This window comes from Halomonas sp. NPDC076908 (assembly GCF_050269715.1).
Lineage (GTDB): Bacteria > Pseudomonadota > Gammaproteobacteria > Pseudomonadales > Halomonadaceae > Vreelandella.
On the sequence record NZ_JBNNIW010000039.1, the window covers coordinates 1 to 18,581 of the forward strand.

Sequence of the window (18,581 nt, forward strand, 5' to 3'; positions counted from 1 at the left end):
ACCGCTCGACTTGCATGTGTTAGGCCTGCCGCCAGCGTTCAATCTGAGCCATGATCAAACTCTTCAGTTTAAAATCATTGTGATCCTTACTCGCTCTCTAAGGACTCGCCGAAGACAGCAAAAGCGGATCAAACTTGGCTCAAGGTTCAAACGAATTCATTTCAATTTACATTGTCATGACCGCTTGCCTTGATATTTGGTGACTTGTCACCACATCAGCAAGCGCCCACATGAATTACCTGATCAAATTGTTAAAGAGCTGTTTCGCTGTGCTGGCTCGATGACCTGAACCGTGTTGCCTCAGCGAGGAAGGCGTATTCTACGCATTTCCGGGTGGTTGTCAACCGCTGTTTTCAGCGAGTGAAGCGAGCGATCTAATCTATAACAAGACGGCGCTAACTTCCTGACAAACCAGAGGTTTTCAACCTCTTTCACCGCTGGTAACGTTTGGCGCCCCCGGCAGCGGATGCGTACTTTACGGATTCAGGGCCGGGTTGGCAAGCGCTTTTTGACATGGATTTAAATTGAGCTACCAATGCCACTCTTTAGACCATGAATCGAATCCGGCACCAGCGAATCTAATCCAAGCTCAGCAATGCTTCGCGCCCCTGTGAGGGTCATCGCAACGCGCATTTCCTTTTCAAAGAGATTGAGCATATTGGAAACGCCTGCCTCACCAGCAGTGGCCAGTGCATAGATGAAGGCACGCCCGATCAGTACAGTATCGGCGCCCATTGCAATCATTCGCACAACATCAAGGCCGCTGCGAATACCGGAATCGGCCAGAATGGCCAAATCACCTTTAACCGCATCAGCGATAGCAGGTAAAGCACGAGCGCTAGAAAGAACACCGTCGAGCTGGCGACCACCATGGTTAGATACCACGATTCCATCCGCGCCGAAGCGAACAGCATCACGGGCATCTTCAGGATCGAGTATCCCCTTAATGATCATCGGGCCATCCCACTGCTCACGAATCCACTCCAGGTCTTTCCAAGAGATAGATGGATCAAAGTTATCACCAAGCCAAGCAATATAGTCCTCAAGCTCCGTTGGCTTACCGCGATAATCGGACACGTTACCCAAGTCATGAGGGCGTCCATGAATACCCACATCCCAGGCCCACAGAGGATGCATGGCAGCCTGAAGCATGCGCCTCATTGGGCCACTCTTACCGCTCATCCCTGAATGAGCATCACGATAACGCGCTCCAGGCACAGGCATATCGACGGTAAAGATCAGCGTCTTAACACCCGCAGCCTTAGCTCGTTCAAGAACATGCTTCATAAAACCCCGGTCCTTCAACACATACAGCTGGAACCAGATCGGCCTATCAACGGCCGCGGCTACTTCGCCGATGGGACATACCGATACCGTCGAGAGCGTAAACGGTATACCTTTCTTAGTCGCCGCCCTCGCCGCCTGCACTTCGCCACGCCTTGCATACATGCCTGCCAGCCCCACCGGAGCGAGAGCGATAGGCATGGCAAGCTTTTCACCGAACAGCTCGGTTTCTAGTGATAGCGACGACATATCTTTTAGCACGCGCTGACGCAGCGCAACCCCGGCAAGATCCTCGACGTTACGCCGCAATGTATGCTCCGCGTAAGACCCGCCGTCGGCATAGTGAAAAAGAAAAGGAGGTATGCGGCGTTTGGCGGCTTGGCGGTAGTCGGTAGATGCTGAAATGATCATGACGAGCCCTATGCAATGGAGGCGCTAGTTACTATTTATAAGTGGCCATCGAAAAATCTGTGTCGAACGCCCAGTGATTGGTTTTACCAATTTACAAAAATCTATCGTATCGACACTAGTGAAGCGCTCGATAAGCGTCAAACCATGATGCAGCATAACGCCATTTAACGGCTCTATACTTTAGTTTAAAGCCTCATCATCCCGCGCCTAAAGCATAGCATTTGCTTGTTGCTAACCCTTGAGCTAACCCTTGAGCTAACCCTTCAAAGCTTTTAATATTGGTCTTACCAATTAGAGGTCCAGTCAATATGAGCTATCCACCGCTCCGCCAACAACGCTTAGCTGACGTTATCACCGAACGTCTAGAAGCAATGATGCTGGAAGGCAGTTTAAAGCCAGGACAACGCCTTCCCCCTGAGCGTGAATTAGCCCAACGCTTTGGCGTATCTCGCCCTTCATTACGCGAAGCGATTCAAAAATTAGCGGCCCGAGGGCTGCTAACCAGCCGACAAGGGGGCGGCACCTTTGTCAATAATGACCTCAGTAACGGCTACACTGATCCGCTGCTGGAAATGCTCTCACGCCATGACGAGTTCAATTTAGATTTGCTCGAATTTCGCGATGCGATGGAAGGAATATCTGCTTATTACGCTGCGCTCCGCTCGACTCCTGCTGATAAAGCCCTACTGATTCAGCGCTTTGAAGAGCTCGACGGCGGTTTTGCAGGCGCCGACCCTATTCAGGAAGCAAAATTAGACGCCGCATTCCACCTTGCCATTGCCGAAGCCGCGCACAACGTTCTATTACTGCATACGATTCGTGGCATTTTTCACCTGCTTGAAAAAAGCATTGTGAATAATTTGGCACACTTATTTGCCAAGCCGGGTTCACGTAGTCAGCTCATGCAGCAGCACCGCAGGCTATTAGACGCCATTTTAGACGGCCGCGCAGAGGATGCCCGCGCTCGCGCCCACGAGCACCTTGTGTTCGTTGAAGAAGGTTTATTAGAAATGGCACGTGCTGAAACGCGGGCGCAGCGTGCCCTTCGCCGTGCTCAGGGCACAAGCAGTGCATCGGCATGATCAGCCAATCGTTCCGCTGGCGCCTGCTGTGGATAATGGTAATAACCTTAGGCCTTGTTTTTTGCATGTGGCAAGCGGCTCTGCTTGCCCGTGAGCAGGCGCTATCAAACTTGCAGGATGACGCAGAGAACGAGTTACGCTTATCTGCGGCCAACCTGAATGGTTACTTACTGCGCTACGACTACTTGCCACAAATGTTAGCAACTCGGGAGGGGATTCAACGCTTTCTTGCGTCTCCCGATGGCCAAGACCCTATGTCGCTTAACTTGCTTCTTGATCGCTTCCGCTTTACGGCAGGCGTCTCCGACGTTTATCTGCTTGATCGTGATGCCTATACGATTGCCGCCAGCAACTGGCACCGTCCCAATACCTTTATCGGTCATAACTACGCTTTTCGAAGCTATTACTCAGAAGCTATCGAGGGCAGACAAGGTCGCTTTTATGGGCTGGGCACCCAATCGCTGGAACGAGGCTACTTCTTTTCAGCGCCGGTTTGGCTCGACGACACCTCGCCAGATGCAAAACCTGATGGGGTATTGGTTATTAAAGTACTCCTGGACGACGTAGAAGAGAGCTGGGCGGAGCAAGACGCGGAGCTGTTTGTGACTGACAGCGACAATATTATCTTTATGGCCAGCCACCCTGAGCTACGTATGAACGCGCTGTACCCACTCAACGAAGAAGAGCGCGAAGCATTAAGAGCCACGCGGCGCTATGCCATGGAGCCACTGTCACCTTCAGGGCTCGAGCTTGAAACGCCCTACGGCCTTGGCAGTTATTTAGTCAGTTTTGCCCATGGACCACTGAGCGGAGGAAGTTACTTAAGCATTACCCGGCCTATTCCCGAGTTTGGCTGGAAAATGCATATTTTAAAGCCGCTAACCCCCGTGATTAGCGCTCAGTGGATTGCAGCTCTCATGGCAGGCGGCCTTTACGGCGTGGTCACTCTTGGCGCTGGCATTGGCTGGCAGCGCCTACGATTGCGCCGCGAGCGAGAAGCATTTGCTGAACGCGAGCGTCACACCTTGGCTCGTGTGCGTGATGAATTAGAGGTCAGCGTTGAACGACGTACCCGCGACCTGGTCGCCAGTAACCAACGCCTTTCAGGTGAAATTGAAGAGCGCCGTCGCGCAGAGGCCAATCTGCGACAAACCCAGGATGAGCTTATTCAAGCAGCCAAGCTCGCCGTATTGGGCCAACTCGCAGCAGGCATCAACCACGAACTCAATCAGCCACTGGCGGCCATTCGCGCTTACGGTGAAAACGCCCGTCGCTTTATGGCGTTAGCACGCTACGAAAAAGCAGACGCGAATCTTGAGCAAATTGTTGAGCTCACTGAACGTATGGCGGATATCAGCGCGCAGCTACGCCAGTTCTCACGTAAAAGTAGCGAGCGCCAAGAGACTATTTCCATTCAAGCATGTATCGACTATGCCCTACGTCTGTTTCAGAGCCGCCTGCGCGAAAGCAATATCACCATTGTCCAGGACTGGCCCGATGAAACGCTCTGGGTAAAAGGTGACTTAGTACGCCTAGAGCAGGTATTGGTTAATTTGATCAGCAATGCGCTGCAGGCAATGAAAGCATCACCTGCTGCACAACTCACCCTAGGGGCGCATATTTATCAACATCACGTCATTATCAGTGTCGCTGATAACGGCCCCGGTATTCCTCAAGAGCATATTGGGCATATTTTTGAACCCTTCTTTACCACCAAGGCCCCGGGGAGCGGTCTAGGGCTAGGGCTGTCTATTTCCTCGCGCATCATGGACGATTTGGGCGGTAAACTGCAGGTAGTCAATCAACCCGAAGGGGGCGCATGCTTTACCATTACCCTGCCCCACTCACCGTTAACCCAACCCCAGGAGAGTTCTTCTTATGCATGAGCCGTCGACGCTGCCGGTCATGGTGATCGACGACGAACCGCACCTGCGTATCACCGCCAGCCAAACCTTAGAGCTCGCAGGCTACACGCCTTTCTGTTTTGAATCGGCGGAACAAGCGCTAGCAGCGCTGCCCCCAGACTTCCCCGGGGTCATTGTGAGTGATATTCGCATGCCGGGCATGGATGGCATGGCACTGCTGCACGAGCTGCACAGCCGCGATGCCACCCTGCCGATTATTTTAATTACCGGCCATGGCGATATTTCCACTGCGGTAGAGGCCATGCGGGCCGGCGCTTGGGATTTCCTTGAGAAGCCCTTCGCTGGCGACCAACTGCTGGACGTGGTGCGCCGGGGCATTGAAAAGCGCCAGCTCAGCTTAGAAAATCACCGGCTTAAAGCCGAGCTGGAAGTGCAACAGGCCGCCTTAGGTCCACGGCTGGTTGGCCGCACAGCGGTCATTTCGCGACTGGCGGCCATGATCCAGCGTATCAGCCAAGTAGAAGCCGATGTGCTGCTGTTTGGCGAAACAGGCACTGGCAAAGACCTAGTGGCCCGTGCGATTCACGAGCGTAGCGTGCGACGTAACAGCCCATTCATGGCGATTAACTGCGGCGCAGTGCCCGAAAACACCATTGAGTTAGAGCTGTTCGGCCATGAGAAAGGCGCCTTCACCGGTGCCGTAGAGCGGCGCATCGGTAAGTTTGAGCACGCTAACGGCGGCACGGTGTTTCTAGATGAAATCGAATCGATGCCTATGGCGCTGCAAGTAAAGCTACTACGCGTTCTGCAGGAGCGCAGCGTTGAACGCCTTGGCGCTAACGAAACCGTTCCACTGGATATCCGTGTGATTGCAGCCACTAAGGTGGATCTCAAAACCGCTGCTGAAGAGGGCTATTTCCGTGAGGATCTGTATTACCGACTGAACGTGGTCACCCTGCCACTGCCCGCTTTGCGCGAGCGGCGTGAGGATATCCCGTTACTGTTCCAGCATTTTGCCGTCGTTGCCGCCAACCGTAGCGGGCTTGAAGCACCTACTCTAGACAGCCCAGACATTGCCGCCTTGCTTGCCCATGACTGGCCCGGCAACGTGCGCGAACTACGCAACCTCGCCGAGCGGTACGTATTATTAGGTGCGGCCTTTGATTATCGCCTGGATGCACTGCTGGAAGGTGTCAATGCCGATACCAAGGAGCCTACCCTGCCACGCCAGGTAGAGTTGTTTGAAAAGAGCCTGATCAGTCAATCACTAGCACGTTACCACGGCCGGGTAACCGATGTTTGCCGCCACTTGGGCATTCCGCGTAAGACCTTTTATGACAAGCTGAAAAGGCACGGCCTTAATGCTGATGACTACCGCCATAACAGCGAGCCTTGATGGAGTAATTCACCCAGTACCGCCCAAGGCGGTGCCCAAGGCACCAGCGTTAATGTTGCAATTAGCATCAGTAGGTTGGACATCGGGCGACGACTATCACCGAGCTTAAGCGCCGTCCCAAACGAGCGCTTAAACCGCGCGCCTTCAAGATCAACGCTGTATATTTCATCTAGCCCCAGGTGGATGATAAATCCCAACAGCACGGCTCCCCCATGAGACCACGCCAGCCACGCGGGCTGGTCAAGCAAGTTAAAGCTTAACGCCGCGGTTGCCAGGCCACATAAGCTACCTGCCAACAGCGAGTGCCAAATACCGCGGTGAACGGTAAAGCGGGAAAACAGCACCCCGGCCAAATAACGAACGCTGAAGTAAATACCCCCACAGGCAATTAGCAGCGCACCAGGGGTCAGCCACGGCTGCAACAGCAGCGCTCCCAACACCAGCGCTGGCACTGACAGTAGGTTAAAAATCAATCGAATAGAGTGAGAGCGATCGGCATCAATGTCGGGCAAAATGCCCCCAAACGACACCAAGGCGATCACTAATACCGCCTGTGAAGGAAGCCACCATTCGACTTGCCAGCCCCCATAAGCCACCAACATGCCGCCCGCCGCTGCCACTGTAATATGCGTGCGAAAATTAGCCATGATACGGCACCCTGGAAAACTGTATAAATTAACAGATTTCCAACTACCGCGACATGACTATTTTATAAAAAAGATTGGCTAGGCAACCGCTTAGCGGAAAATTTAAAGTGAGGCGTCCGCCAGAAAGCGGTCTTTCAATTTAACGTAGTTGCCTGCGGTATAGGGGAAGAAAGTACGCTCTTTTTCTTTCAACGGACGCAGTGCTTTGGCTGGATTGCCAGCATAAACATAACCGCTTTCCAAATGCTTACCGGGTGTTACCACGGCACCTGCAGCAATAATGACTTCGTCATCCACCACCGCACCGTCCATCACTATCGCGCCCATACCTACCAATATTCGATTGCCCAGCGTGCAACCGTGAAGAATCGCTTTATGCCCGATGGTCACATCGTCACCGATAGTGAGCGGAAATCCCCCAGGGCTGAAGTCACTTGCGTGGGTAATATGTAGCACACTGCCATCTTGAACGCTGGTGCGCGCGCCGATACGAATACGATGCATATCACCGCGAATAACGGTCATCGGCCAAACTGAGCAGTCATCGCCCATTTCAACGTCACCAATCACCACACTGGCTGGATCAACATACACCCGCTCTCCCAAACGGGGAGAAACACCTTGATAGTTTCTTAGTGCACTGCTGCTCATAACTCACTCCTAAGAGATTGACTGGGTCATTCAATAGCGCGGCGACCTATCTGAGCCTTTAACTCACGGCGCCTTGAAATCACTATAGCAACCCAGCCAATAGGACAATAAAGGTCAATGGGATCGACACCCAACGGATGATATTACGCCACACTAGGTAGCCACTCTCCCCAACACCCAATGCACGTACCACACGTTCTTGAGGCATTACCCATGCCGCAAAAATGGCAATCATCAAACCACCCAAAGGCAGAAAAATATCCGGCGGAATACTGCTGACCAGCTCAAATACGTTACGACCTAACAGCGGCCGGAACTCGGCAAGCGTAGAGAAAGAGAAAGCCGATAAAAGCCCAATCAGCCACACGCTTAACGCCACAATGGCGGTCGAAATACTGCGCCGCAACCCCAGTCCCTGCAAGGTAGCTACCATTGGCTCGGCTAAATTAATCGCGGAAGTCCAAGTAGCCAGCAGCAGTAATAAAAAGAACACGCTTAGCCACACAGAACCCCACGGCAGCTCAGAAAATGCGATAGGTAAGGTCACAAACATTAGGCCTGGCCCGTCGGCAGGGTCCATGCCTTGCGCAAATACTACTGAAAATATAGCAATGCCGGCTAACAGTGCCACGCTGATATCGAGCACTGCTACCGCCACCGCAGCCCTGGGCAAGCTCTGCTCTTCAGGCATATAAGCCCCATAGGCCATCAAGGCACAGGCGCCAACCGCTAAGGTAAAGAATGCGTGCCCCATCGCATGCACCACCACTGAAGGTGTCACCGCTTCAAAAGAGGGTAAAAACAACCACGCCAATGCAGTGCTAAAGCCATCCGTGGTGGCGGCATAGCCTGCCAATAACAGCAGTAGCAGATAAAGCAGCGGCATCAACAGGTTATTCAGCCGTTCCAACCCCTTAGCAACGCCTGCCGCTACCACTGTCATGGTCATAAATAGAAACAGCGAATGATTAAAAATCAGCAATCCCGGATTAGCTAAAAAGGCGTCAAATCCCGCGCCAATCTCAGCGGCACTTGCCCCATTAAAGTTGCCGTTAATAGAGGCAACCAAGAACTCAATCGACCACCCAGACACCACCGAGTAAAACGACAAAATGCAAAACACGGTGAATGCCCCAAACACCCCCAGCCAGCGCCAGTGAGGAGATGCGCCAGCCTCTGCAGCCAACGCGCCCAAGGCTTGCATTGGCCCCCGCCGCCCCGCTCGGCCAATCAATATCTCGGCCATCATGACGGGAATGCCTAGCAGCACTACAAACGCTACGTAAATCAGCAAAAACGCCGCACCGCCATTTTCCCCGGCCACATAGGGAAAGCGCCAGATGTTGCCCAACCCTACCGCAGCACCCGTTACCGCCAAGATAAAGGCCCGCTTCGACCCCCAGCGCTCAAGCGTCTCGCTCATTACATGCTCCTGCCGTTGATGGCATTAAAAGGCGGCAAGACTAGCAGGCGCATGCGTGCAGGCCAAACCCTGGTGTTGAAACAAGCATTGAGCCTGGCATTGAGGTTGGTCTTGAAACAAGGCCCCACCGCCCGCACTGTGTCATCATAGTCGCGCGTTTTGCGCCCCCCTAACGTTTTTATAAACGCTTCCACTTGAGGTGCCTATGTCCACCAATCCGCTGCTTGAGACGCACGAGCTACCCCCTTTCACTGAGATTCGCGCCGAGCACGTGGAGCCCGCCGTGGAAACGCTTTTGAGTGAAAGTCGCGAAGCCATTGATCGTCTTGCCAAACAGGCGGCCGCCACCCCGCCAACGTGGGAAAATTTTGCGGCGCCGCTTGAAGCGGTCAATGATCGGCTTACCCAAGCATGGTCACCGGTTTCTCATCTGAACGGCACCATGAATACGCCAGAGCTGCGTGAAGCCTATCAAGCCTGCCTTGAGCAACTCTCAGCGTTTGGCACCTGGGTAGGCCAGCACGAAGGGCTTTTTAAAGGCTGGCAAGCGTTGCAAGAAGGGCCTGCCTGGAAAGACCTGGATGCCGCCCAGCGGCGCACCGTTGAGAACGCCCTGCGTGATTTCCGCTTGGCGGGCGTCGACCTGCCCGCTGATAAGAAAGCACGCTACGGTGACATTCAGTCTCGACTTTCAATGCTGTCAAACCAGTTCTCAAATAACGTTCTGGACGCCACCCAGGCGTGGCATAAAGATATTGATAGCCAGGAAGCCCTAGCAGGTGTGCCGGAAAGCGCACTTGAGACGTTAAAAGCGACCGCCGAAGCTAAGGGCGTGGCGGGTTACCGTATTACCTTGGATTTCCCCAGTTTTTTCCCCGTGGTTAGCTACGCAGACAACCGCGAGCTACGCCGCGAGGTATATACCGCCTTTGTCACCCGTTCCTCAGATCAAGGACCAGATGCGGGTAAATTTGATAACGCCGCCATTATGGAAGAGATTCTGGCGCTGCGTAATGAAATCGCTCAGTTGCTGGGCTTTGCCACCTACGCCGATTTCTCACTGACCACCAAGATGGCTGACTCCCCTGAGCAGGTCCTCGACTTTCTTAATGACTTGGCCCAACGCGCGCTGCCACAAGCCAAGGAAGAGCTTGCAGAATTAACTGCCTATGCACGTGACGAGCTAGGCCTAGCGTCATTAGCGCCGTGGGATGTTGCCTATGCCAGTGAAAAACTCCGCGAAGCGCGTCATGCTATTTCCCAAGAGCAACTGCGCCCCTACTTCCCTGCACCACGGGTGGTCGTCGATGGGTTATTTCAGGTCGTTGAACGCCTTTACGGCGTAAGCGTTGAAGAAGATACCGAGGCACCCCGCTACCACTCTGACGTGCGCTACTTTCGAATTACCGAACACGGTCAGCCGATTGCAGGCTTTTATCTCGATCTTTACGCTCGTGAAGGTAAGCGTGGTGGCGCCTGGATGGCGGATTGCCGGGTACGTCGCCAAACGGATCAAGGTATTCAACTGCCGGTTGCCTTTTTAACCTGCAACTTCACCGCCCCCGTAGGTGGCCGTCCTGCCCTACTCACCCACGACGAAGTGACCACGCTGTTCCACGAGTTTGGTCACGGCCTACACCATATGCTGACCAAACAGCATATTGCTGATATCTCCGGTATTAATGGCGTTGCTTGGGATGCGGTCGAGCTGCCCAGCCAGTTTATGGAAAACTACTGCTGGGAGCGTGAAGGGTTAGATCTGCTCGCTAAACATGTAGATAGCGGCGAATCGCTACCCGCAGAGCTACTGGAGCGCCTCCAGGCGGCGAAGAATTTCCAATCCGCCATGGGCATGATGCGCCAAATTGAGTTTTCGCTGTTTGATTTGCGTTTGCATCATGAGCTAAGTGCCCCTAGCGCCAGCGACGTACAGGCACTATTAGATGAGGTGCGCGACGCAGTGTCAGTGCTGCCCAAGGTAGCGTTCAACCGCTTCCAAAATAGCTTTGGTCACGTATTTGCTGGCGGCTACGCTGCCGGATACTACAGCTACAAGTGGGCGGAAGTGCTTTCCGCAGATGCCTGGAGTGCCTTTGAAGAAGCAGGCATCTTTGACCCCGAAACGGGCCAGCGCTTTCGCAATGAAATTTTAGAGCAGGGTGGCGCGCGTGATGCGGCGGAACTGTTTGTCGCCTTCCGGGGCCGCGAGCCCAGCGTAGAGCCGCTGCTACGCCATAGCGGCATTCGCGCCGCTTAATGCTCTTTCTATAACATTAACCACTTTCTGCATTCGCGGCGTTTAAGGCACCGCGAATGCAGCGTCTAGGAGCCTTGCATGACGACTATTAAGCGCTTTATTGCGGGCGTTACATGCCCGCGCTGCGCGGCGATGGATCGTATCCGCGCCTGGGAACAGAACGGTATTCGCTATCGCGAGTGCGTCAGCTGTGACTTCTTTGAACAATTGCCAATTGAAGATGATGCGCTGACCGAAATGACTACCCGCGTTAATCAGGTGCGTGACGATCAGAAGCAGCAGGATATTCAGCCCGTGCGCATTCTTGATCCAGGTAAAAAAACCCGTTAGTACATCAACTCTGGCTGTTTGATACACCACTCCCCCCCTAATATATCCGCCCTCTGCTGATACTCACCCTCAAAAGTGTGCGGAAATTCGCACACTAAAAACCCCTCAACGTGCGAACTATCGGACACTTCAGACCTCATGGCTTTCCACCAAAGTTTAATAAAAAAATTATAGGTTATTGTTTTTTATTAAAATTATATTAACTGGCACAACTATTGCTCTTATATAAAGGCATAACTGCTTAATGCATGATTAGCTGACCGTATCCACAGCTACCATCAGTATATAACCCTAATAACAGCTAGGAATTCTCGCCATGCGTAATATGATGCCTAAATCCTTCGCCTTACTTGCTGGTGGCGCGCTAATCGCCGCCGCCGCTCATGCTGAAGTGGACCGTGAGGGCTGGCCATCCAGCTTTACTATTGGTACTGCTAGCCAAGGCGGCACCTTCTACATCTATGGCTCTGGTTGGGCAAACCTGATTGCTGATCAGCTCGGTGATATTACTGGCGGCGGCGAAGTCACCGGCGGCCCCACTCAGAACTTAGCACTTGTACACAATGGCGATCTGGCATTTGGTATGACCACCATGGGTCCTGCTGCAGACGCAATGAATGGCGAAAGTCCGTTGGCACCGGGTGTTGTAATGGATAACGCCTGCGCAATGTTCCCAATGTACGAAACACCATTCTCAGTGACCGCGCTGTCTAGCTCTGGTATTACCTCAATTTCTGACATTCCTGATGGCTCGCGCATTGGTTTCGGCCCTTCAGGCTCAACTTCTGATGTTTACTTCCCTGCTATCTTGGAAGAGTTAGGCGTTAACTTTGAGCGCCGCAATGGCGGTTGGTCTGACCTCGGTGGCCAGTTGCAGGACGGCCTGTTAGACGTTGTTGCCTTCGCTGCTGGCGTCCCGATCCCCGCCGTTAGCCAGTTGGAAGTACAGACTGACGTCAACATCATTGAATTCAGCGAAGAAGAGCAGGCGCAAATCATTGATGCCTTCCCGGTTTCTGAATTTATGATTCCCGCCAATACTTACGAAACGCTGGAAGAAGATGCCCGCGCTGTATCCATGTGGAACTTCGCCATTGCTGCCTGTGACCTGCCTGAAAGCTTCGTTTACGAAGCAACTCGCATCACTATGGAAAACAATGACCGCATGATGTCAGTTCACCGTAGTGCTGAAACATCAATTCCTGAAAACATCGTTTACAACACCGTTATGCCGTTCCACCCAGGTGCTGCTCGCTGGTTCAACGAAAACGGCTATGAAATTGCCGACGATATGATTAGCCAGTAATAACTAAGTTAGCTGCATGAAAGGGCCGGCTCCTGAATTTACAGGGCCGGCCCTTCCTACACTCTCCGTACTTCATAAATTGCTGATCTAGCAACGCTAGTCACGCTGATGTTCCACACCCAAGGGTGACGTATCATGAGCAATAACCCTGACAGCCCTAACCCGGCTGTAACTTCCAGTGATCCTGTGGAAGAGAAAAACGCTGCAGCGATTTTGGCTGAAGGTGTTGATGAAGAAATTGTCGAACCCAACCGCCGCATTTTTACCGGCTGGCAATGGGCACTTTTTGCTAGTCTAGCCATTATCTATGCCGTGTTCCATTTGGTGACGTTAAACGTCCTGCCAATGGAAACCTGGTCATACCGTATTATTCACGTTGCAGGCGCTCTTATTCTGGGTTTCGGTTTATTTACCGGCGCCCGCTTTGCTAGTGATGACGCAGCTACCGCACCTATGTGGCAACGGTGCTGAGCTCCCTGTTTTTGCTGCTTGCTGGCTATGCATTACTGCAAACGGTCTTGATGTGGCAAACCATCGCCGGTGGAGCGATGCGTATTGAGCCGCATATCGAAGCATGGCACTTTGGTTACCCGCTGATTGCAGCTACTGTGGCCGCCATTGGCCTATCTTGGGTTTATCGTCAGGTACGTACTAAGTTTGCCTTACCGGATTTGGTGCTAATGGTCTGTGCGTTAGCAAGCGCGGGCTACTTCTTGGTGATTTATAACACGCCACTGCGGATGTCGACCGGCACCTCCTTTGCGCCGATGGGTATCTCCTACGCCGCTATCGCAGGTTCGCTGCTCATCCTTGAGCTTACCCGCCGTGTGGCTGGCAATGCATTGGTGATCATCTCGGCAATTTTCCTTGCCTATGTATTTGGTGGACCTTACCTGCCAGGTTTCTTAAGCTACCCCGGCCTCTCTGTAGGGCGCTTTTTCAGTCAGGTTTACACCGATACAGGCGTACTTGGACAGACCACCGCCGTATCATCAACGTATATTATTTTGTTCATTATTTTTGCCGCCTTCCTACAGGCATCTAAGGTCGGCGATTACTTTGTTAACTTCGCCTTTGCCGCCGCTGGCCGTGCACGCGGTGGCCCGGCTAAGGTATCGATTTTTGCCTCTGGCCTGATGGGCATGATCAACGGCACATCGGCCGGCAACGTAGTTTCTACCGGCTCGTTAACGATTCCGTTGATGAAAAAAGTGGGTTATTCCGGCCGTAGTGCGGGTGCCATTGAAGCTGCAGCTTCCACCGGTGGCCAGATCATGCCACCGATCATGGGAGCAGGTGCTTTCATTATGGCGGAAGTCACCGGTATCCCTTACCGTGAAATTGCGGTTGCCGCCCTTATCCCTGCCGCGCTTTACTTCCTTTCTGTCTATTGCATGGTCGACTTTGAAGCGGCCAAGAAAGGCATGCGTGGAATGCGTAAGGATGAAATCCCACAATTCCGACGTCTTGCTAAGCACGCCTACCTATTCGCCCCGATTATCATTTTGATTGCGGCACTATTCATGGGCTACTCGGTGATTCGTGCGGGTACCTTAGCAACCGCCTCAGCCGCCGTTGTCAGTTGGATTTCGCCTAATAAAATGGGCATTCGCTCTATTTTGAGGGCATTACAGCTAGCGGGTACCATGTCGATTCAGATTATCGCGGTGTGTGCCTGTGCGGGCTTGATTGTCGGGGTTATCTCGCTGACAGGCGTGGGCGCGCGCTTCTCCTCGCTCCTGCTGGGTTTGGCGGGTTTCAGCCAACTGCTGGCGCTGTTCTTCGCCATGTGCATCTCGATTATGCTGGGTATGGGCATGCCCACTACCGCCGCTTATGCGGTCGCGGCTTCCGTCGTCGCGCCAGGGTTAATCAATATTGGCATTGAACCGCTTGTTGCCCACTTCTTCGTGTTCTACTTCGCGGTAATGTCGGCCATCACGCCGCCAGTGGCGCTGGCCTCTTATGCAGCGGCAGGCATTTCTGGGGACAACGCGATGGGCACCTCGGTTGCCTCGTTCAAGATCGGCTTGGCCGCCTTTATCGTGCCATTTATGTTCTTCTACAGCCCCGCCATGCTGATGGAAGGCAGCGCAATGCAAATCGCCCGCGTCGCAATAACGGCTTCTCTGGGGATCATTCTGCTGGCTGGCGTCGTCCAGGCATGGTTCTTTGGGCCAGTGAAAGCATGGCAACGCGTTATTATGCTGGTGGGCGCCATGTTTATGATTTATGGCGGTATCTATACCGATATTGCGGGTCTTGCGATCGGTGTCGCGATATTTCTTATGCAGCGTAAGCAGCACGGCAGCGGCACTAAGCTGCCCAGCACGGCTTAAGCGTACAGTTTAAGGCGATTACACTGATGCTGTTTGCAGAATGATTGGTTAATCCAATCAAACAAAAAGGCCGGAACGCTAGCGTTCCGGCCTTTTTAGTTAAGACGACTAGCAAAGCCTAAACACGCCTATTTTCGGATACACCCTCTCACCGTTAATAGAGCCAAGCGAGCCAGAGGCCAGCCACCACGACAGACAGCACCGTTACCGGTATGCCAACGCGGGCAAACTCAAAAAAGCCAAGATGCACTCCCTGACGCTTGGCACCTTCCGCCACAATTAAATTCACTACGCTGCCAATCAGTAGCAGATTACCGGCCAGGGTCGACATCACTGCCAGTATTACCAGCGTGGACTCAGGCAGTGCGGGGAACAGCCCTAACAGCAGCACCACAAAGGGCACGTTACCGATCACATTGCTCGCCAGCAGCGATAAACCCGCGATGCTCCACACACTGGTGGGCAATCCACCCTCGCCCAGTAGGCGGTTTACCAGAGCGCCCGCCTCGGGCAAGGAAGCGACACTGCCGGTGACAATAAATAAACCGATAAACAGCAGGAGGAGATTCCAGTCTACGGTTTCAACATAGCGGCGGCTGGCTACCTGTCGGGACATCATCAATACAAGGGCAACTGCCAGGGCGGACCACTCCCTTGGAATACCCGTTGAAAAAAGCACCAGCAAGGCAATGGCCGCTAATAAGGGTTTATAGCGCATGCTTTCTGCCATTGCTGACGTCGCTAACTTCGCTGACATTGGTGGCATAGCACTGATCACCCAGCGTTGTCGCCATGAAAACCAGATCACCAAGTAGGTGATGGTTAAGGCCGCTAATGCGGGTACTAGCGCTTGTAGACTGTAACCCCAAAAGTCCAAGCCGCCGGCTTGCCCAATCAAAATATTCTGTGGATTGCCAATTAGGCTGGCGGCGGAGCCTGCGTTACAGGACATCGCCAGCGCCAGCAGGAAGGGACGCGGATCCAAACCATGCGCTAGCAGGGTCTGGCACAGCAGTGGCGTCAGTGCAAAGGCGACGATATCATTGACCAACAGCGCAGATAACACGCCGCCCAGCAGTACCACCCCCAACAACAGCACGCCAGGGCGCTCTGCCTGCCCGGTAATAAACCCAGAAAGCCGGTCATAAACGCCAGAGAAGCCAAACTGAGCAGACACCAGCATTAGGGCGAAAAGTAGGGTCAGCGCGCCCACATCAATGTGGCTAGAGATGTCATCCAGTTGCACCACGCCAAATACCAACAGCACACAGGCGGCAGCCAATGCGATCCAAGCTCGATCAACCTGAAGACCGGGTAACCTACCGGCAGCCATGCCCAAATACGTCATAGCGAACATGGTGGTAATCAGCCACATGGTGTAAAACTCCTTTCCGCCTTCATCTACGTGCGCTCCTGGCCTGCGCTACAACATTAATGACGATTAAAATGATACGGGGCAAACTTGAACCCAAGGTGAATTAACCAATGGCCCTTCTCTTCATTCATAAAAAACCGGCCTGGCGGGTAGACCGCAGGCCGGTTTTTTCATCTCGAATATAAGGGGATGCTCAAATATGGCGTTATATCACCTCATAAGGCGGTATTTACAACACACTAACTATCTATTTTAGCTACTTAAATTATCAACAATCTTCAGTACCGGTGCGGCTTGGTTAAGCGTGTAGAAATGCAGGCCTGGCGCACCGCCATCCAACAACCGCTGACAAAGACGGCTTACCACCTCTGTACCAAAGGCAGTAATCGCTTCGCTGTCGTCGCCATAGGACTCTAACTGCTTACGAATCCAGCGCGGAATCTCAGCGCCGCAGGCGTCAGAGAATCGCGCGAGCTTGGTGTAGTTGGTTATCGGCATGATGCCGGGAATAATCGGCTGCTCAACGCCAAGCGCGCGGGCTTTATCGACGAAGTTGAAATAAGCATCGGCGGTGAAGAAGTACTGGGTAATCGCCATATTGGCCCCCGCCTGCATTTTGCGCGCGAAGTTTTCCACATCCTTATCAAGGTTGGCTGCCTGTGGATGAGATTCTGGATACGCAGCGACGGCTATGTCGAAATGGTCGCCGGTTTCAGCGCGGATAAACTCGACCAGCTCGTTGGCATAACGTAGCTCACCAATACTTCCCATCCCTGACGGCATATCACCACGCAGCGCCACTAGGCTGTCTACACCCTCCTCACGATACTGCGCCAGCAGGTCACGTAGCTGCGCTTTCTCACTGCCAATGCAGGAGAGGTGAGGCGCGGTCGTGATACCGCTTTCGCTGACCGCACGCACCACTTCACGGGTACGCGCTTGAGTAGAACCGCCAGCCCCATAAGTCACCGAGAAAAAGCGTGGGTTGCGAGCAGCCAGCTCATCGCGAACGTGGATCAGCTTGTCACGCCCAGCATCGGTATTGGGCGGGAAAAATTCAAAGCTGATACCTAACGGATGCTCGTGGCTGCTCATGGGGTTTCCTTAAAGTGATCAATAGTGATGATATTTTGAGGTATTCTCGCTGTTCCACGGCGCGGGGGCTAATGAAAGTTTCCACGCTAGGCCTTTAATTCGGCTCATGTTAGCGAATCATCAAACATATGACGGGAGGGTAAATGGATCTTGCACCTGGAGCGCTGGTTGGGCCATTACTGATGTTATTGAGCTACGTAGGGCTAGGCTGGCTGGCTGCGCAGCGGCTTAAATTAGATCCTCGACCCATCGCTACGTTACTGGTTTACCTGATTGCCCCCTTTACCATTTTTCGCGCGCTGATGAACGGCGGCCCCACTCCTGACTATCTGTTGTTAACATTAGCGCTATTCATTCTGGCAAGCCTGATGGCCCTGGCCGTACAACGCCTTGCTCGCCACCGTTTTGGCGAACAGGAGGCGGCCTTGCTGGCGTTCTCTTCAGGGACGGGCAATACCGGCTATTTTGGCTTACCGATTGCGTTGATTCTGCTACCTGCTGAGGGCGTTACCCTTTACCTGTTCTGTATGCTGGGGATTAATATTTACGAATTCACCGTTGGGTTTTATCTCAGCGCTCGCGGGCGTTTTTCGGTGCGCGAGAGCCTGATCAAAATTTCTCGCTTACCGCTTATCTATGCATTCTTGCTAGCACTGCTGCTTAGCGCCCTTGAGGTAACCGTACCTGCTTCAATGATGAATTCCTTGGCAGTGTTCCCCGCCACCTACACACTATTGGGCATGATGATTATTGGCATGACGCTTAGCCAAGTAACGCTATCCGCCTGGGATACCCGTTTTGTTGCCGCCTGCTTAGGGCTACGCTATCTACTATGGCCGTTAGCCATGTTATTTGCCGTATTGGCACTTCAGTGGCTGGCGCCTCTTTCTACGGAGCTTGCCATGGCACTTTTACTGCTGGGCGTTGTTCCTATGGCTGCGAATGTGGTCGTGGTTGCTATGGAGTTGGGTATTCAGCCGCAAAAAGGCGCCCTGGCCGTGTTGGTCAGCACCTTGCTAGCGCCACTGCTGATTCCGCTATACCTCGGTTTAATGCTGCGCCTCACCGGGCTTGGCTAGTTATTGAGTTAGCGACTCTGAGCTGAGCTGCGGCTAGCATC

At 53.2% G+C, this 18,581-nt stretch carries 13 protein-coding genes, 1 rRNA gene and 1 pseudogene; 8 read left to right on the forward strand and 7 right to left on the reverse strand.

Annotated elements, in window-relative coordinates; translation table 11 throughout:
• Positions 1–70, reverse strand: a 16S ribosomal RNA gene (locus ACQKE4_RS17395); the annotation flags it as partial.
• Between the two features lie 449 nt (positions 71–519).
• Entirely contained in the window at positions 520–1,695 is a 1,176-nt protein-coding gene (lldD, locus tag ACQKE4_RS17400; protein WP_427389552.1) for an FMN-dependent L-lactate dehydrogenase LldD, read from the reverse strand.
• A gap of 308 nt (positions 1,696–2,003) precedes the next feature.
• Between lldD and ACQKE4_RS17405 the strand changes: the two genes are divergently transcribed.
• The 3 genes from ACQKE4_RS17405 to ACQKE4_RS17415 are packed head-to-tail and all read left to right on the forward strand — an operon-like array spanning position 2,004 to position 6,038.
• On the forward strand, positions 2,004–2,777 hold the full coding sequence (locus ACQKE4_RS17405) for a GntR family transcriptional regulator (protein ID WP_427389553.1): 774 nt from the start codon (positions 2,004–2,006) through the stop codon (positions 2,775–2,777).
• Positions 2,774–4,663 (forward strand): sensor histidine kinase, encoded by a 1,890-nt coding sequence (locus tag ACQKE4_RS17410; protein WP_427389554.1) that lies wholly within the window; start codon positions 2,774–2,776, stop codon positions 4,661–4,663. Before ACQKE4_RS17405 ends, ACQKE4_RS17410 begins: the two co-directional genes overlap by 4 nt.
• A complete protein-coding gene (locus ACQKE4_RS17415; RefSeq protein ID WP_427389555.1) occupies positions 4,656–6,038 on the forward strand; it encodes a sigma-54-dependent transcriptional regulator in 1,383 nt (460 codons plus the stop codon). Before ACQKE4_RS17410 ends, ACQKE4_RS17415 begins: the two co-directional genes overlap by 8 nt.
• On the opposite strand, the gene ACQKE4_RS17420 is transcribed toward ACQKE4_RS17415, so the two are convergent.
• The 3 genes from ACQKE4_RS17420 to ACQKE4_RS17430 form a co-directional block, all read right to left on the reverse strand.
• Complete coding sequence (locus ACQKE4_RS17420; RefSeq protein WP_427389556.1) at positions 6,014–6,685, reverse strand: metal-dependent hydrolase; 672 nt, start codon at positions 6,683–6,685, stop codon at positions 6,014–6,016. The two genes, ACQKE4_RS17415 and ACQKE4_RS17420, sit on opposite strands and share 25 nt — an antisense overlap.
• Before the next feature lie 102 nt (positions 6,686–6,787).
• Positions 6,788–7,336 carry a gamma carbonic anhydrase family protein gene (locus ACQKE4_RS17425; RefSeq protein ID WP_427389557.1) on the reverse strand — a complete coding sequence of 183 codons (549 nt, stop codon included), beginning with the start codon at positions 7,334–7,336 and terminating at the stop codon, positions 6,788–6,790.
• 82 nt (positions 7,337–7,418) lie between these two features.
• Complete coding sequence (locus ACQKE4_RS17430; RefSeq protein ID WP_427389558.1) at positions 7,419–8,759, reverse strand: sodium-dependent transporter; 1,341 nt, start codon at positions 8,757–8,759, stop codon at positions 7,419–7,421.
• Between the two features lie 205 nt (positions 8,760–8,964).
• Between ACQKE4_RS17430 and prlC the strand changes: the two genes are divergently transcribed.
• The 4 genes and pseudogenes from prlC (at position 8,965) to ACQKE4_RS17450 (ending at position 14,991) form a co-directional block, all read left to right on the forward strand.
• Positions 8,965–11,016: an oligopeptidase A gene (gene prlC, locus ACQKE4_RS17435; protein ID WP_427389559.1), complete on the forward strand. Its 2,052-nt coding sequence runs from the start codon at positions 8,965–8,967 to the stop codon at positions 11,014–11,016.
• 78 nt (positions 11,017–11,094) lie between these two features.
• Positions 11,095–11,346: a YheV family putative zinc ribbon protein gene (locus ACQKE4_RS17440; RefSeq protein WP_427389560.1), complete on the forward strand. Its 252-nt coding sequence runs from the start codon at positions 11,095–11,097 to the stop codon at positions 11,344–11,346.
• 316 nt (positions 11,347–11,662) lie between these two features.
• On the forward strand, positions 11,663–12,652 hold the full coding sequence (locus ACQKE4_RS17445; protein ID WP_427389561.1) for a TAXI family TRAP transporter solute-binding subunit: 990 nt from the start codon (positions 11,663–11,665) through the stop codon (positions 12,650–12,652).
• A 135-nt stretch (positions 12,653–12,787) separates the two neighbouring features.
• Positions 12,788–14,991: pseudogene (locus ACQKE4_RS17450) on the forward strand (TRAP transporter permease).
• A 154-nt stretch (positions 14,992–15,145) separates the two neighbouring features.
• Here the strand turns inward: ACQKE4_RS17450 and ACQKE4_RS17455 are convergent.
• Together ACQKE4_RS17455 and metF are read right to left on the reverse strand one after the other, a co-directional pair.
• Positions 15,146–16,366, reverse strand: a complete 1,221-nt coding sequence (locus ACQKE4_RS17455; protein ID WP_427389562.1) for an SLC13 family permease — start codon at positions 16,364–16,366, stop codon at positions 15,146–15,148.
• 252 nt (positions 16,367–16,618) lie between these two features.
• A complete protein-coding gene (metF, locus tag ACQKE4_RS17460; RefSeq protein WP_427389563.1) occupies positions 16,619–17,461 on the reverse strand; it encodes a methylenetetrahydrofolate reductase [NAD(P)H] in 843 nt (280 codons plus the stop codon).
• Positions 17,462–17,604: 143 nt separating this feature from the next.
• Here metF and ACQKE4_RS17465 point away from each other — a divergent pair, with 143 nt between their 5' ends.
• The gene (locus tag ACQKE4_RS17465) at positions 17,605–18,540 is read left to right on the forward strand and encodes an AEC family transporter (RefSeq protein ID WP_427389564.1); all 936 of its coding nucleotides are present in this window, start codon (positions 17,605–17,607) and stop codon (positions 18,538–18,540) included.
• The last annotated feature ends 41 nt before the right edge of the window (positions 18,541–18,581 follow it).

What these genes read in the sequence shown, in the direction of transcription:
- ACQKE4_RS17465 (WP_427389564.1), top strand. Translation starts at nt 17,605, where the DNA reads ATGGATCTTGCACCTGGAGCGCTGGTTGGGCCATTACTGATGTTATTG.
- prlC (WP_427389559.1), top strand. Translation starts at nt 8,965, where the DNA reads ATGTCCACCAATCCGCTGCTTGAGACGCACGAGCTACCCCCTTTCACT.
- ACQKE4_RS17405 (WP_427389553.1), top strand. Translation starts at nt 2,004, where the DNA reads ATGAGCTATCCACCGCTCCGCCAACAACGCTTAGCTGACGTTATCACC.
- ACQKE4_RS17415 (WP_427389555.1), top strand. Translation starts at nt 4,656, where the DNA reads ATGCATGAGCCGTCGACGCTGCCGGTCATGGTGATCGACGACGAACCG.
- ACQKE4_RS17440 (WP_427389560.1), top strand. Translation starts at nt 11,095, where the DNA reads ATGACGACTATTAAGCGCTTTATTGCGGGCGTTACATGCCCGCGCTGC.
- ACQKE4_RS17445 (WP_427389561.1), top strand. Translation starts at nt 11,663, where the DNA reads ATGCGTAATATGATGCCTAAATCCTTCGCCTTACTTGCTGGTGGCGCG.
- metF (WP_427389563.1), bottom strand. Translation starts at nt 17,461, where the DNA reads ATGAGCAGCCACGAGCATCCGTTAGGTATCAGCTTTGAATTTTTCCCG.
- lldD (WP_427389552.1), bottom strand. Translation starts at nt 1,695, where the DNA reads ATGATCATTTCAGCATCTACCGACTACCGCCAAGCCGCCAAACGCCGC.
- ACQKE4_RS17420 (WP_427389556.1), bottom strand. Translation starts at nt 6,685, where the DNA reads ATGGCTAATTTTCGCACGCATATTACAGTGGCAGCGGCGGGCGGCATG.
- ACQKE4_RS17425 (WP_427389557.1), bottom strand. Translation starts at nt 7,336, where the DNA reads ATGAGCAGCAGTGCACTAAGAAACTATCAAGGTGTTTCTCCCCGTTTG.
- ACQKE4_RS17455 (WP_427389562.1), bottom strand. Translation starts at nt 16,366, where the DNA reads ATGTGGCTGATTACCACCATGTTCGCTATGACGTATTTGGGCATGGCT.
- ACQKE4_RS17430 (WP_427389558.1), bottom strand. Translation starts at nt 8,759, where the DNA reads ATGAGCGAGACGCTTGAGCGCTGGGGGTCGAAGCGGGCCTTTATCTTG.
- ACQKE4_RS17410 (WP_427389554.1), top strand. Translation starts at nt 2,774, where the DNA reads ATGATCAGCCAATCGTTCCGCTGGCGCCTGCTGTGGATAATGGTAATA.